This is a genomic window from Citrobacter sp. Ce119 (assembly GCF_030334525.1).
GTDB lineage: Bacteria > Pseudomonadota > Gammaproteobacteria > Enterobacterales > Enterobacteriaceae > Citrobacter > Citrobacter europaeus.
Genome location: NZ_JAOWDR010000060.1, coordinates 55,433 through 70,010, shown reverse-complemented (window position 1 = coordinate 70,010; position 14,578 = coordinate 55,433). Strand labels below are relative to the sequence as shown.

The following is a 14,578-nucleotide window of genomic DNA, read 5'->3' as shown; positions in this document are numbered from 1 at the left end:
TGAATACATGTAGGCCGGATAAGCGTAGCGCCATCCGGCAATACAGTAATAAATTATGCGGTCAGCAGATTCGCGATAGTGCGCACACCCAGACCAGTTGCACCCGCAGACCACTGCTCAACCGGCGCTTTGCGATAGGTTGCGGAGCAGTCGATATGCAGCCAGCCCTGCTGGTAGTTTTCCACAAAATGGGACAGGAAGCCCGCCGCGGTGCTTGCGCCAGCCGGGTAAGCCGCACTGCCGGTGTTGTTCAGTTCAGCAAAGTTAGACGGCAACTGGCTTCGGTGGAACTCTGCCAGCGGCAGACGCCAGAACGGTTCGTTTTCTTGCGCCGCACTGGCCAGCAGGCGAGCAGCCAGCTGATCATCAAAGCTAAACAGCGCGTGGTAATCGTTGCCCAACGCTGTTTTCGCCGCGCCGGTCAGCGTGGCGGCATCAATGATCAGATCCGGTTTCTGCGCGCTGGCGTCGATCAGGCCATCGGCCAGCACCAGGCGTCCTTCGGCATCGGTATTCATCACTTCAACTTTTTTACCGTTGCGATAGTGAATAATATCGCCGAGCTTAAAAGCGTTGCCGCTGATCAGGTTATCCGCGCAGCACAGATACAGCTTCACGCGCTTGTTCAGACCACGGGTGATGGCAAACGCCAGCGCGCCGGTGACCGTTGCCGCACCGCCCATGTCGGACTTCATTGAGTCCATAAATGCGCTTTGCTTGATGCTGTAACCGCCGGAGTCAAAGGTAATTCCCTTGCCAACCAGACAGGCATAAACCGGGGCTTCCTTGTCGCCAGTCGGGTTGTAATCCAGCGCCAGCAGCACCGGCGGACGTTCGGAGCCACGACCCACGGTATGCAGTCCCATGTAGTTCTGCTCACGCAGATCTTCGCCTTTGGTGATCCGGTAAGAGACGTTATCACAAGCCACGCCACACAGCAGGTCGACCGCGCGTTGCGCCAGTTGTTCCGGGCCCAGCTCTTCTGCCGGGGCGTTAATGGTATCGCGCACCCAGTCAATTATCTTCAGACGGTTGTCCAGCTCTTTGCGCTGCGCTTCGTCCAGGGTAGCCCACTCAACTTTGCGGGTGCCTTTTGGTCCTTTATAGCCCTGCCAGAAAGCCCAGCTGCCTTCGGTATCCCAGCCTTCACCGTCCAGTTGAACGTGTTTAATCCCCAGACCGTCAATTTTACGTGCGGCGCGCTGGATAAGGCCGAGGTCATCTTTCCCGTTCAGATGCAGGGTAATGCCGTCATTATTAATGCTGTATGTCGCCTTTTCACCCCAGCGGGCGTCAGCGGGTTGCGTGGAAAGCGTAATTTTCATGGCTTCTGTCATTTTATTTATCCTTATTTTCGCGCATACAGGAAAACGGGCCACCCGTGGGCAGCCCGTTGACTTATTCGGCTTCGTCCAGCCAGACCAGCAAAATGGCCTCAAGGATTTTTTCGTTCGATGCCTGCGGATCATCATCGAACTCTTCCAGGTCACAGATCCATTGATGCAGATCGGTGAAACGAACGGTCTTGGGATCGAGGTCGGGGAACGCGTCATACAGCGCCTCGCCGATCTCGCGGCTATCGGTCCACTTCAGTCCCATACTACCCTCTGTTAATGCTCACGCGCATGATTGATTGTGTAACGTGGGATTTCGACCACTAAATCGTCCTCGGTTACCCGCGCCTGACAGCTTAAACGGCTCTCCGGCTCCAGTCCCCAGGCTTTATCCAGCATGTCGTCTTCTTCTTCCGTGCTTTCCGGCAAAGAATCAAAACCTTCACGTACGATGCAGTGGCAGGTTGTGCAGGCACAGGATTTTTCACAGGCGTGTTCAATCTCGATACCGTTACGCAGAGCAACGTCAAGAATGGTTTCGCCGGTCTCAGCTTCCAGAACTGCGCCATCGGGACAGAGATCCTGATGAGGCAAAATAATAATCTTTGGCATATTAAACCTCGTCCACGGAATGGCCTTTCAGCGCGCTACGGACGGATTTGTCCATGCGGCGAGCGGCGAATTCCTGGGTTTGTTTGTCTACGTTTTTAATGGCTTGTTCTATCGCGTCAACATCGTCACCCTGTGCAACCTCGCTCAAGTGCGCGGCGGCGGTGTCGATAGCCTGACGTTCTGCGGCGCTTAACAGCGCGGCATCAGCGTTCAACGCACCGGATAAACTCTCCAGTACGCGTGCCGCTTCGACTTTCTGTTCTGCCAGCATACGGGCTTTTACGTCCTGCTCGGCAAAACTCATCGAATCCTGAATCATGGAGGCGATTTCACTGTCGGTCAGACCGTAGGACGGTTTAACCTGAATTGAGGACTCAACGCCGGTGGATTTCTCCATAGCGGTGACGCTCAGCAGCCCGTCAGCATCTACCTGGAAGGTCACGCGGATATGCGCGCCGCCTGCCGGCAATGCCGGGATGCCGCGCAGCGCAAAACGCGCCAGTGAACGGCAGTCCTGCACCAGCTCACGTTCGCCCTGCATCACGTGAATGGACATCGCGGTTTGGCCATCTTTAAAGGTGGTAAAGTCCTGCGCGCGCGCCACCGGGATAGTGGTGTTACGCGGGATCACTTTCTCCACCAGTCCGCCCATGGTTTCCAGCCCCAGGGACAGCGGGATAACGTCCAGCAGCAGCATTTCGCTGTCCGGTTTATTTCCGACCAGAATATCGGCCTGGATTGCCGCACCGATAGCGACCACTTTGTCCGGGTCGATAGAGGTCAGCGGCGTACGGCCAAAAAACTCACCGACGCGTTCACGTACCAATGGCACGCGCGTTGAACCACCGACCATCACCACTTCCAGCACATCCTGTGGCTCTACGCCCGCATCTTTCAGCGCGCGTCGGCAGGCCAGCAGCGTACGCTTGACCAGTGCGGAAATAAGTTCATTAAAGGTTTCACGGGTGATTTCACCCTGCCATCCTGCCACGTTAACCGTTACAGAATCAGCGTCGCTAAGCGCGATTTTCGCTGCAATCGCGGCATCCAGCAGTTCGCGCTGCACGCGGTTATCGCTGCGATCGGCCACGCCCGCCTGCTCGCGAATGTAATCGGCCAGCAGATGGTCAAAATCGTCGCCGCCCAGCGCGGAATCACCGCCGGTCGCCAGCACTTCGAACACGCCGCGACTCAGGCGCAGAATGGAAATGTCAAACGTACCGCCGCCAAGGTCATAGACCGCGATCACGCCTTCCTGACCGGAGTCGAGGCCATACGCGATCGCCGCAGCGGTCGGTTCGTTCAACAAACGCAATACGTGCAGGCCCGCCAGACGCGCGGCGTCTTTGGTTCCCTGACGCTGCGCATCGTCAAAGTAAGCCGGAACGGTGATTACCACGCCGTCCAGCTCGCCAGACAGCGCTTCGGTTGCCCGTGCGGCCAATGCTTTCAGAATATCAGCGGAGACACGCACCGGATTCAGTAAACCGGCTGCTGTTTCAATCATTGGCAGGCCGTTTTCGCTCGCGTGGAACGTATAAGGCAGATGCGGGTAACGCGCCAGAATATCCGCCAGAGAGCGGCCCATCATGCGTTTTACCGAGCTGACGGTGTTGGCCGTATCCAGCGCGGCATTGGCGCGGGCATCGTAACCGACAGAGTAGCCCTGCTGCTGATAGTGAACCACTGACGGCAACAGGTGGCGACCTTGATGGTCTGCCAGCGTTTCGGCCTGGCCGCTGCGTACGGTCGCAACCAGGGAGTTGGTGGTGCCTAAATCGATACCTACCGCCAGACGACGCTGGTGCGGCGCGGCGCTCAGACCAGGCTCACTAATTTGTAATAAGGCCATTTTCGCTTCCGGAAATTAAAAATCGAGCAGTTTTTCTTCGAGTTGTTCTGCACTGCTTCGCAGTTTATCGAGAAAACGCAGCTTACGCACGGTATCTGCCGCGGCGTCCCACGTCTCGCTATCCAGCTGTTCCACCATCAGTTGATGGCGAACGTTATACATTTCACTGACGCGTTGCATAAACGCATCTAAACGTTGACTGTCTTTTGCCTGTTCAATCTCGTCCAGCTCTTCACGCAGCTCAAGTTGCTCCATCAGGAACGCGGTATCGCGCACCGTGTGCTGCTCGTTGCGGATATCAAAGCCGTGTAAAGACAATAAGTATTCGGCGCGCATCAAAGGATGACGCAGCGTTTGCCATGCCTGGTTGATAGTGGCGGACTGCGAAACCGCAGCAAGTTGTTCCGCCTGGGAACCGCTGGCGAATTTATCAGGATGATACTGACGTTGTAGATCCTGAAAACGTAGGCTCAGCGCCTGAGTATCGAGCTGATAACGGGCCGGTAAGCCAAAGAGGGTGAAGTAGTCCATAACATTCTCAGGGCATCGATTCTCTGTTGTTCGATGAGGCAAAACCAGAGAGTCAGGTAAAACAAACCCCACGCGCAGGCGACCACGGTGGGGTTATCAGTAAGCGCGTTACACGTGGAAGCTTTCGCCGCATCCACATTCGTCTTTCACGTTCGGGTTAGTGAACTTAAACCCTTCGTTCAGACCTTCTTTGACGAAGTCTAACTGCGTACCGTCGAGGAATTGCAGGCTCTTACCGTCGATCACGACTTTTACGCCTTTGTCTTCAAACACGGTATCTTCAGCCGCCGGCTCGTCAACAAATTCCAGTACATAAGCCATACCTGAGCAGCCGGAGGTTCTCACGCCCAGACGCAGACCAAACCCTTTACCGCGGTTTGCCAGGAAGGTATTTACACGCGCTGCTGCACTGTCGCTTAAGGTAATCGACATAATAAAACCTCAACTCTTAATTATTTTGCTTCACGTTTGCTTTTGTAATCCGCAATCGCGGCTTTAATCGCGTCTTCAGCCAGAATAGAGCAGTGAATTTTCACCGGTGGCAGTTCAAGTTCGTCGGCAATATCGGTGTTTTTAATCGCCTGTGCTTCATCCAGAGATTTCCCTTTTACCCATTCGGTAACCAGAGAGCTGGAGGCAATAGCGGAACCGCAGCCGTAAGTCTTGAAACGCGCGTCTTCAATGATACCCTCATTGTTGACTTTGATCTGCAACTTCATCACGTCGCCACAGGCCGGTGCACCCACCATGCCGCTGCCCACGTTCTCGTCGCTGTTGTCAAAAGAACCCACGTTACGTGGATTCTCGTAATGATCGATTACTTTTTCGCTGTAAGCCATGATGAATTCTCCTTATCGGTACCGATTAGTGATGTGACCATTCAATGCTGTTCAGATCCACGCCCTGTTTGAACATTTCCCACAGCGGAGAAAGGTCGCGCAGGCGGCCGATGGAGTTGCGAACCAGATTGATGGCGTAGTCAATCTCTTCTTCGGTAGTGAAACGACCTAAAGAGAAACGAATTGAGCTGTGTGCCAGCTCGTCGGTCATCCCCAGCGCGCGCAGCACGTAGGATGGCTCCAGGCTTGCAGAAGTACATGCAGAACCGGAGGATACAGCCAGGTCTTTCAGCGCCATAATCAGCGACTCGCCTTCAACAAAGTTGAAGCTGACGTTGAGAATGTTCGGTGCGCCCTGCTCGAGGTCACCATTGAGGTACACCTCTTCCATATCTTTCACGCCGTTCCACAGACGGTTACGCAGACTGCGCAGGCGCGCCATCTCGGTTTCCATCTCTTCTTTAGCGATACGGTAAGCTTCACCCATACCGACGATCTGGTGCACAGGCAGCGTACCGGAACGCATGCCGCGCTCGTGACCGCCGCCGTGCATCTGCGCTTCAATACGAATACGCGGTTTACGACGAACGTATAGCGCGCCGATACCTTTCGGACCATAGATTTTGTGGCCGGAGAAAGACATCAGGTCAACTTTCAGTTGGCTCAGATCGATAGGCAGTTTGCCCACGCTCTGGGTTGCATCAACGTGATAGATAATGCCGCGCGCACGGCACATTTCGCCGATAGTCGCGATATCCTGCACCACGCCGATTTCGTTGTTCACGTGCATGATGGACACGAGGATAGTGTCGTCACGCATTGCCGCTTCAAGTTCTTTCAGGTCAATAATACCGTTACGCTGCGGGGCGAGGTAGGTGACTTCGAACCCTTCGCGCTCCAGCTGACGACAGGTATCCAGCACGGCTTTGTGTTCGGTTTTGCTGGTGATGATGTGCTTGCCTTTTTTCTGATAAAAGTTGGCTGCACCTTTAATCGCCAGGTTATCGGATTCAGTCGCACCGGAAGTAAAGACGATTTCACGCGGGTCAGCGCCCACGAGGTCGGCAATCTGGTTACGGGCGATATCTACCGCCTCTTCAGCCTGCCAGCCGAAACGGTGTGAACGAGACGCTGGGTTACCAAAGTTTCCGTCCAGGGTCAGACACTGCATCATTTTCTCGGCAACACGCGGGTCCACCGGCGTGGTTGCGGAGTAGTCGAGATAGATCGGTAATTTCATTGCTCTATAAACTCCGTACATCGCTTCAATGCAAGGAATCAGGCAACCGGCTGGATGTACGACCGAGTTAACGGGGCGTCGAACACCCCGGCCTGATTCTAATATCTTATTATCTTTGCCCTAAATAGTTCGTGTTGCAGCAAGTGCGGCCAACGCAGTTGCGGCACGAAATATAACGGGCAAATTATGCGCGTAACTTAACGTCGATCGCGTCTTGAGCACGATTAGTGCGTGGAGCGTCATGCGTGTGCTGGCGACCAGACACATCCAGGACTTCCTGATTATTAACCAGCTCGCCCAACGTAATGTTGTTGAGGAAGCCGGTCAGACGATCGCTCAGATCGCGCCACAGCGCGTGGGTCAGGCACTTATCGCCGCCCTGACAACCGCCTTTGCCCTGGCAACGGGTCGCATCTACAGACTCGTCAACAGCGCTAATCACTTCACCTACTGCGATGCTGCCGGCATCTTTACCCAGCAAGTACCCGCCGCCTGGTCCACGTACGCTGGAAACCAGACCGTTTTTACGCAAACGGGAAAACAGCTGCTCCAGATATGACAGGGAAATTCCCTGACGTTCAGAAATATCAGCCAACGGTACCGGGCCCGTTTCGGAGTTGAGCGCAACGTCCAACATTGCGGTCACGGCATAACGCCCTTTTGATGTCAGTCTCATGTCTTACTTAGCCTCAAACTCGCCCCTGCCCGGGGTTTTTTATTGTAAAATGGGGGTATTGCATAGCAGGGGCAAGTCTGACATTCCCGACTAAATCAGTCAACTATTTACTTGACTAATTTAGTCAGGTATTTGACGTTCCGTGCGCCATTAGTACAGTTACTTGCATTTATTCTGCTGCTCGATTGAAGCTAAAATCCCACGCAGGATGTTCAGCTCCTGGCTCTCAGGTCGCGCGCGCGTGAACAGACGACGCAGTTTGTTCATCACCTGCCCCGGGTGCCCTTCGCGGATAAACCCGGTCGACAACAGCGTTTGTTCCAGATGACCGTAAAAACGCTCTAAATCATCAACCAGCGGATACTCTGCTTCTTCGTAATCTGCGGTCTTGTCGCTTTCCTGCGTTGCCAGCCAGGCCATGCGCACTTCATAAGAGATGACCTGCACCGCCATCGCCAGGTTGAGCGAACTGTATTCCGGGTTCGCGGCAATGGCGACATGATAATGGCACTTCTGCAGCTCTTCGTTGGTCAGGCCAACGCGTTCACGGCCAAACACCAGCGCCACCGGCGAATTCGTTGCTTCAGAGACGCTTTTTAAACCGCATTCACGCGGATCCAGCATCGGCCACGGCAGCGTACGCGAGCGCGCACTGGTGCCTACCACCAGACTGCAACCCGCCAGCGCTTCATCGAGAGTATCGACGATCTGCGCGCTGCCGATCACATCACTGGCGCCTGCCGCCAGGGCGATGGCCTGGGAGTCCGGTTTAACCAGTGGATTTACCAACCATAGATTGGTTAAACCCATGGTTTTCATTGCGCGGGCCACAGAGCCCATGTTGCCAGTGTGAGAGGTTTCCACCAGCACGATTCGAATATTTTGCAGCATTGTATTTCTTCGGCTAAAGATTATTCGGGCATATTATCATAAAACGAAGACATATTCCGAACTCGCTGCTATACTCTGCGCCGTTTTCCCGTTCTTTAACATCCAGTGAGAGAGACCGATGCATCCGATGCTGACCATCGCCGTGCGCGCAGCGCGCAAGGCGGGTAATGTAATTGCCAAACACTACGAAACACCAGACTCAGTAGAAACCAGCCAGAAAGGCAGCAATGATTTCGTGACTAACGTCGATAAAGCCGCTGAAGCGATTATTATCGAAACTATTCGCAAATCTTACCCTCAGCACACCATCATCACCGAAGAAAGCGGTGAGCACGCTGGTGAAGATCAGGATGTTCAATGGGTTATCGATCCACTGGATGGCACCACCAACTTCGTAAAACGTCTGCCGCACTTCGCGGTTTCCATCGCAGTACGCATTAAAGGCCGTACTGAAGTCGCCGTTGTTTACGATCCAATGCGTAACGAACTGTTCACCGCAACTCGCGGCCAGGGCGCACAGCTGAACGGCTACCGTCTGCGTGGCAGCACCGCCCGCGATCTGGACGGCACCATCATCGCTACCGGTTTCCCGTTCAAAGCGAAACAGCACGCCGCTTCTTACATGAAAATTCTTGGCAAGATGTTCACCGAGTGCGCTGACTTCCGCCGCACGGGTTCTGCTGCGCTGGATCTGGCTTACGTTGCCGCTGCGCGCGTTGACGGTTACTTCGAAATCGGCCTGAAACCATGGGATTTCGCCGCAGGCGAGCTGATTGCTCGTGAAGCTGGCGCACTGGTTTGCGACTTCACCGGCGGTCATAACTACCTGGCGACCGGTAACATCGTTGCAGGCAACCCGCGCGTAGTGAAAGCCATGCTGGCGAACATGCGTGACGAACTGAGCGACGCGCTGAAGCGTTAATCTGCTGTGGTGCCGGATACGACGCTCTCGCGTCTTATCCGGCCAATAATTCATACCATACCGCTCTGTAACCTAAAACGGTCTTATCCCCCGCCCCACCGGCACCGCGCTCATCCACATCACTACCGCAGCAGCAATCAGCACCGCACCACCGGCTAACGCCAGCGTCGTCCAGCCAATCTGTCGCCATAGCACAGGCGCTTTATGCCCGCTAAGTCTTACCGCCAGCGAGCGGAAACTGTGCACCAGCAGAGCCAGTGACGTAATCGTCAAAGAGGTTCCTGCCGCCATCGCCAGCGCCGACGCCATGCCCCAGCTAAAAACGCCAACCACTTTACTAAACAGTAAGACCATGATTGCCCCCGAGCACGGACGCATTCCCATTGATAAAACGATCATCAGCCGGGCGCGCCAGTCATCACCGCTTTGCAGCTGTTCAGGATCGGGCAAATGCTGATGTCCACAGCCGCAACCTTCGTGATGCACATGATGCGGCGTGAAGGCGGTGAATTTCGGGCGACGCAGCAGCTGGCGCAATTTCTTCAGCGCACGGACGCACAATAAAACGCCCAACACGCCAACCAGCGCATAACTCCCTTTCTCCAGCCAGAAACTACTCATATGTAACTGTCGCGCAGGCAACTGCAAGACGGTGAGCACGATAACGACCAGACCAATAGCGACCAGTCCTTGTAATAAAGACGACGCCAGCGTCAGGCCGATACTTGATTTGAGTTTCGAGGGATGCGTTGCAAGCCAGGTGGTAATAACGACTTTTCCATGCCCCGGCCCCAGCGCATGCAGGACGCCGTAGAGAAAACTAAACAGCAGCAGCGATCCCCCAGCCTGGGCCGGCCTGGCGGCAACCGCTTTGAGCAAACCGCTCATCTGCTGATTAACGTCGCGCTGCCAGACGATACTTTGCATCATCACCTGCGGCCAGGTCTGCCATAGCCACAGCACGCCGCCTGCTGCCAGCAGTAAAAACACCGCCAGCGGCCATAGCATGAGCCAGCGACGTCTGGCTGCACGTTGTTGAGAAACTACTGACATTGCAGCGTTACCGTCTGTGCAAACTGTTTACCCAACTCCATATCCTCCGGCGGTGCATCTTCTTTATCCAGCGACTGCGCAAAGCTCAGCGTTTGTTCATTCGGCGTCGGCGTATGTACTGAAATACGGCATTTCTGGCTTATGACATGTCCCAGCCTGGCGTCGCTGTCTTTGTCATAACTCATATCAACGTAGTAGGTCGGGTCGAAGGTTGAAATGGTATATTTTTGTCCACTCAGCGGCTGAGCTTCAGCCAACGGCAGAACGAACGTCAGCACCGCCTGGTGTTCCTCACGCGCCATACCATATTCCGTCGGCCTGTTTTTAAACTTTACCTTTTGCCCGTCGTGCCACACTTCGGTGAAATAGTGCTGACCGAGAACGTTGGCCATCACTTCCGCCGCCAGTTTTTTCCAGATCTCATCACCAGGTTTGGCATTCCCCGCATCATAAAGCAGATCCGCCGAGGTAATTTCATCCATCGTCCAGCGCATTTTAAGCGCGACGAACCGATCATTCGCGCTCACTATTTCGGTTTTCAGATGGATAAAGCTGTGGGGATGCGCGCCTGCGCCAAAGGGCAGGAGAGCGAGAAACAACGTGACAATGATACGTTTAACGCCTTGCATGAGTTCTCCACGGAAAAAATCGACACCGCCACAAATAATGAAGCCGGGTTTGGCGAAAGAGTGTTGAGGATACCATTGAACGAAAAAATGTTGAGTCCCCTTTTCCGGTATCGATTCAGTTCTCAATTTCGATAATTTCTTCTTCGGCAAATCCCGTCCAACTACCTTATCTGGGTCACGACTTAAGTTAAATGATAATTAAATGTTAATTTATAGTTTCATTTTAATATTTTATTAACGCTAAATTTGAATGACTGAATGTAAAACCATGCAAAATTAACTTAAATTTAACCATTTAATTTCCAAATATTAACAATGATGGGCATGGATCACATTCAGGAAACTCATAATTCATTCCCTCTTCCATTCGTTGTTAACTTCACGGCGTGACATGTCCTGCCCCCTACGAAAGGTACAACTATGAAATTCAAACTCGCATTACTCAGTGCAACCCTGGTTTCTGCATGCATGTTGTCCGGCACGTCCTTTGCGGCGGAAAAATATGAAATTGCTGTGGTTGCCAAGGTCACCGGGATTCCGTGGTTTAACCGGATGGAAACCGGCGTTAATGAAGCAGCAAAAAAACTGGATGTGAATGCTTATCAGACCGGGCCTTCCACGCCGGATCCAGCGCAACAGGTGAAAGTCATTGAGGATCTGATCGCCAAAAACGTCAATGCGATCATCGTGGTACCGAATGATGCCAAGGTTCTTGAGCCGGTACTAAAAAAAGCACGCGATAAAGGCATCGTGGTGCTGACGCACGAATCCCCGGATGAGCAAATTGGCCAGTGGGATATCGAAACCATCGACAGTGAAAAATACGCCCAGGCCAACGTCGATGAGTTAGCGAAAAACATGGGTGGTAAGGGCGGGTACGCTATCTATGTCGGTTCGCTGACGGTGCCGCTGCATAACGCGTGGGCGGATTATGCAATTAAGTACCAGAAAGAAAAATATCCGGAAATGTTCGAGGTCACTTCACGTCTGCCGGTCGCGGAAAGCATCGATAAATCCTACGCCACGACGCTGGACCTGATGAAAACCTATCCGCAGATGAAAGGCATTATTGGCTTCGGCTCGCTGGGTCCAATCGGCGCGGGTCAGGCTGTGCAGAAAAAACGCGCCAAAGATAAAATCGCCGTCGTCGGGATCGCTATGCCAGCACAGGCTGCGCCTTACCTGATGCGTGGTGATATCAAAAAAGCGCTGCTGTGGGATCCAAAAGATGCGGGCTACGCGCTGGTAACGGTTGCCGATCAGCTGTTACAGGGTAAAGCAGTGAACGCCGATCTGAGTATTGATGGTTTAGGGAAAGCCGATATCGACACGGAGAAGAAAGTGATCCGCTTTAACAAGATCCTCGAAGTCACCAAAGACAACGCACAATCACTTGGTTTCTAAGGCTTTAGCCGACACCAGGGAACCTTAACGCCGGCCGTCTGGTCGGCGCTATCAACCAAATTAACACTCAGCGTCCACCAGGACGCTCGCAGGGGTATTGTCCATGACAGACACCACCGCATTTATCACTCTTGAGAATATCAGCAAACAATTCCCGGGCGTGCTGGCGCTGGATAACGTGAATCTGACGCTGAGAAAAGGCGAAGTTCACTGTCTGGCGGGTCAAAACGGCTGTGGTAAAAGCACCATTATTAAAGTGATCTCCGGGGTTTATCATCCGGAAAAAGGCGCGCAGATTTTACTCGACGGCAAATTGTTCCATCACCTGACGCCGCAGCTCTCCTCCCATTATGGAATTCAGGTTATTTATCAGGACCTGTCGTTGTTCCCCAACTTTAGCGTCGCGGAAAATATCGCCGTCAACCGCTATCTGCCCGGGGGCGATATCTGGGTACGTCGTGGCGCCATGAAACAGCAGGCACTGGCAGCCATGAAGCGTATCGGGGTGAACATTGATCCCGATAAAAAAGTTGAAAAACTCTCGATTGCTGACCGCCAGCTGGTCGCCATTTGCCGGGCGATTGCCGCCGATGCGCGTCTGGTGATTATGGACGAGCCCACCGCCTCGCTAACCCGTCAGGAGGTTAATGGCCTGCTGCGGGTTGTTAACGAACTGAAAGCTGCCGGAATTTGCGTCGTGTTTGTCAGCCATCGTCTGGATGAGGTGATGGAAGTGGCAGACCGCATCAGCGTGATGCGCGACGGCAAACTGGTAGGCACTTACCCTGCCAGCGATCTCGACAGCCACGAGCTGGCCTTCCTGATGACCGGACAACGCTTTCACTACAGTCCACTGCCACAAAGGCCCACAATTGAGCAAGAACCTCTGCTGGAGCTGCGCAATCTGAGCCGCAGAGGCAAATACCAAAACATTAATCTGTCGCTGCACGGCGGCGAGATTGTCTCCATTGTTGGTTTGCTGGGAGCCGGGCGCACCGAGCTTTGTCTGAGCCTGTTTGGCATGACCCACCCGGAAAGCGGCGAGATTCGTATTAACGGCCAGCCGGTTACTCTGCGCAATAACCATGACGCCATCAAACACGGGATCGGCTATGTCTCCGAAGATCGTCTGACACAGGGGCTGATCATGGAGCAGTCGATCTATGACAACACCATCGTCACGGTGTTTGATCAACTGCATACCGGCAGCGGCCTGCTCGATCATCGTAAAGCGCAAAAGCTGGTCGCCGACTTGATCCGCGAACTGAATATCAAAGTGTCCGATCCGCACCTGCCGGTCAAAACCCTTTCCGGCGGTAATGCCCAGCGTATCGCCATTGCCAAATGGGTGGCGACCAATCCCCGCATCCTGATCCTCGACTCCCCTACCGTAGGCGTGGATATCGCCAACAAAGAGGGAATTTACCAGATAGCCCGCGATCTGGCGGAACAAGGTATGGCGGTGCTGATGATTTGCGATGAAATCCCGGAAGCGTATTACAACAGCCACCGCGTGCTGGTGATGCGTCGCGGCAGGCTGGTGGCGGAATTTAATCCTCATCAATGCCGTGAAGAGGAGATTGCTGAAGTGGTCGAGGTAATCAATGAATAAGATGCATCTCTCCCGATTAATCGGGCAACACGAATTCTGGCTGGGCCTGCTGGTCGTAGCCCTGGCCGTTGGGCTGAGTATCAGCACCGATGAGTTCTTGTCTTTGGGGAATCTGACGGATGTGGCCACCAGCTACGCGATTCTCGGCATCCTTGCCTGTGGGCTGTTTGTGGTGCTGATTTCCGGCGGGATCGACATCTCATTTCCGGCGATGACCGCGATAGCCCAATATGCAATGGCCAGTTGGGTTATCGGCCACGGCGGCAACTTCGCGCTGGCGTTAATTATCGCCATTGCGGTAGGTCTGCTGCTTGGACTGATTAACGGCTTCCTGGTCTACTGGCTGCGCGTTCCGGCAATCATCATTACCATTGCCACGCTGAACGTCTACTACGGTCTGCTGGTTTACGCCACTAAAGGTACCTGGCTGTACGGCTTCCCGGACTGGTTTATGAACGGCATTAACTGGTTCTCGTTCACCGCGGCGGATGGCTACGACTACGGTCTGACCCTGCCCCTGCTGTGCCTGGCTGCGGTGATCATCTTTACTGCCGTGCTGATGAACTATACCCGACTTGGCCGTCAGGTTTACGCCATGGGCGGCAACCGCGACGCGGCCTCGCGCCTGGGGCTGAATCTGCTGAAGTTGCATTTCTACGTCTATGGCTACATGGGCATTCTGGCAGGCGTTGCCGCCGTGGTTCAGGCGCAAATTACCCAGTCAGTTGCACCCAATTCGCTGCTCGGCTTTGAGCTGACGGTGCTGGCGGCGGTAGTGCTCGGTGGAACCAGCATGAGCGGCGGACGCGGTACGTTGACCGGAACCCTGCTCGGCGTGGTTCTGCTGGCCTTCTTACAAAATGGGCTGACGCTGCTCAGCGTCTCTTCTTACTGGCACACCGTGTTTAGCGGCGCCATTATCCTGGTCAGCATTAGCGCCACGGCCTGGAACGAAAAACGCAAACTGGCAAGGGAGCTTTGAG

At 54.1% G+C, this 14,578-nt stretch carries 16 protein-coding genes; 4 read left to right on the top strand and 12 right to left on the bottom strand.

The genetic code is table 11. The annotated features are described in order from the left end of the window. Positions 1–53: 53 nt before the first annotated feature. From pepB to trmJ, 10 genes are all read right to left on the bottom strand, one after another. Positions 54–1,337: an aminopeptidase PepB gene (gene pepB / locus OGV80_RS20715; RefSeq protein ID WP_286515670.1), complete on the bottom strand. Its 1,284-nt coding sequence runs from the start codon at positions 1,335–1,337 to the stop codon at positions 54–56. 61 nt (positions 1,338–1,398) lie between these two features. After that, on the bottom strand, positions 1,399–1,599 hold the full coding sequence (gene iscX, locus OGV80_RS20710) for a Fe-S cluster assembly protein IscX (protein ID WP_003037694.1): 201 nt from the start codon (positions 1,597–1,599) through the stop codon (positions 1,399–1,401). 11 nt (positions 1,600–1,610) lie between these two features. Next, positions 1,611–1,946 carry an ISC system 2Fe-2S type ferredoxin gene (fdx, locus tag OGV80_RS20705; protein WP_286515668.1) on the bottom strand — a complete coding sequence of 112 codons (336 nt, stop codon included), beginning with the start codon at positions 1,944–1,946 and terminating at the stop codon, positions 1,611–1,613. A gap of 1 nt (position 1,947) precedes the next feature. After that, a complete protein-coding gene (gene hscA / locus OGV80_RS20700; protein ID WP_286515667.1) occupies positions 1,948–3,798 on the bottom strand; it encodes a Fe-S protein assembly chaperone HscA in 1,851 nt (616 codons plus the stop codon). A 15-nt stretch (positions 3,799–3,813) separates the two neighbouring features. Further along, entirely contained in the window at positions 3,814–4,329 is a 516-nt protein-coding gene (hscB, locus tag OGV80_RS20695) for a co-chaperone HscB (RefSeq protein ID WP_043017193.1), read from the bottom strand. A gap of 108 nt (positions 4,330–4,437) precedes the next feature. Next, a complete protein-coding gene (gene iscA / locus OGV80_RS20690; protein ID WP_003835203.1) occupies positions 4,438–4,761 on the bottom strand; it encodes an iron-sulfur cluster assembly protein IscA in 324 nt (107 codons plus the stop codon). Between the two features lie 20 nt (positions 4,762–4,781). Beyond that, on the bottom strand, positions 4,782–5,168 hold the full coding sequence (gene iscU / locus OGV80_RS20685) for a Fe-S cluster assembly scaffold IscU (RefSeq protein WP_002913991.1): 387 nt from the start codon (positions 5,166–5,168) through the stop codon (positions 4,782–4,784). A 25-nt stretch (positions 5,169–5,193) separates the two neighbouring features. Next, positions 5,194–6,408, bottom strand: a complete 1,215-nt coding sequence (gene iscS, locus OGV80_RS20680) for a cysteine desulfurase (protein WP_003835233.1) — start codon at positions 6,406–6,408, stop codon at positions 5,194–5,196. 184 nt (positions 6,409–6,592) lie between these two features. After that, positions 6,593–7,084: a Fe-S cluster assembly transcriptional regulator IscR gene (iscR, locus tag OGV80_RS20675; protein WP_003037674.1), complete on the bottom strand. Its 492-nt coding sequence runs from the start codon at positions 7,082–7,084 to the stop codon at positions 6,593–6,595. Positions 7,085–7,243: 159 nt separating this feature from the next. Further along, positions 7,244–7,975 carry a tRNA (cytosine(32)/uridine(32)-2'-O)-methyltransferase TrmJ gene (trmJ, locus tag OGV80_RS20670; RefSeq protein WP_087050921.1) on the bottom strand — a complete coding sequence of 244 codons (732 nt, stop codon included), beginning with the start codon at positions 7,973–7,975 and terminating at the stop codon, positions 7,244–7,246. Positions 7,976–8,093: 118 nt separating this feature from the next. On the opposite strand from trmJ, the gene suhB reads away from it, so the two are divergent. After that, positions 8,094–8,897 (top strand): inositol-1-monophosphatase, encoded by an 804-nt coding sequence (suhB, locus tag OGV80_RS20665; RefSeq protein WP_003037670.1) that lies wholly within the window; start codon positions 8,094–8,096, stop codon positions 8,895–8,897. 72 nt (positions 8,898–8,969) lie between these two features. Here the strand turns inward: suhB and OGV80_RS20660 are convergent, their stop codons facing one another. Continuing rightward, positions 8,970–9,950: a nickel/cobalt transporter gene (locus OGV80_RS20660; RefSeq protein ID WP_087050922.1), complete on the bottom strand. Its 981-nt coding sequence runs from the start codon at positions 9,948–9,950 to the stop codon at positions 8,970–8,972. After that, positions 9,941–10,579 (bottom strand): DUF1007 family protein, encoded by a 639-nt coding sequence (locus OGV80_RS20655; RefSeq protein ID WP_286515665.1) that lies wholly within the window; start codon positions 10,577–10,579, stop codon positions 9,941–9,943. Before OGV80_RS20655 ends, OGV80_RS20660 begins: the two co-directional genes overlap by 10 nt. Before the next feature lie 420 nt (positions 10,580–10,999). On the opposite strand from OGV80_RS20655, the gene OGV80_RS20650 reads away from it, so the two are divergent. The 3 genes from OGV80_RS20650 to OGV80_RS20640 all read left to right on the top strand — a co-directional run bounded on the left by OGV80_RS20650 (position 11,000) and on the right by OGV80_RS20640 (position 14,577). Then, the gene (locus tag OGV80_RS20650; protein ID WP_043017197.1) at positions 11,000–11,983 is read left to right on the top strand and encodes an autoinducer 2 ABC transporter substrate-binding protein; all 984 of its coding nucleotides are present in this window, start codon (positions 11,000–11,002) and stop codon (positions 11,981–11,983) included. Positions 11,984–12,086: 103 nt separating this feature from the next. After that, positions 12,087–13,595, top strand: a complete 1,509-nt coding sequence (locus OGV80_RS20645; RefSeq protein ID WP_047409499.1) for a sugar ABC transporter ATP-binding protein — start codon at positions 12,087–12,089, stop codon at positions 13,593–13,595. Then, the gene (locus OGV80_RS20640) at positions 13,588–14,577 is read left to right on the top strand and encodes an ABC transporter permease (RefSeq protein ID WP_008785467.1); all 990 of its coding nucleotides are present in this window, start codon (positions 13,588–13,590) and stop codon (positions 14,575–14,577) included. Before OGV80_RS20645 ends, OGV80_RS20640 begins: the two co-directional genes overlap by 8 nt. The last annotated feature ends 1 nt before the right edge of the window (position 14,578 follow it).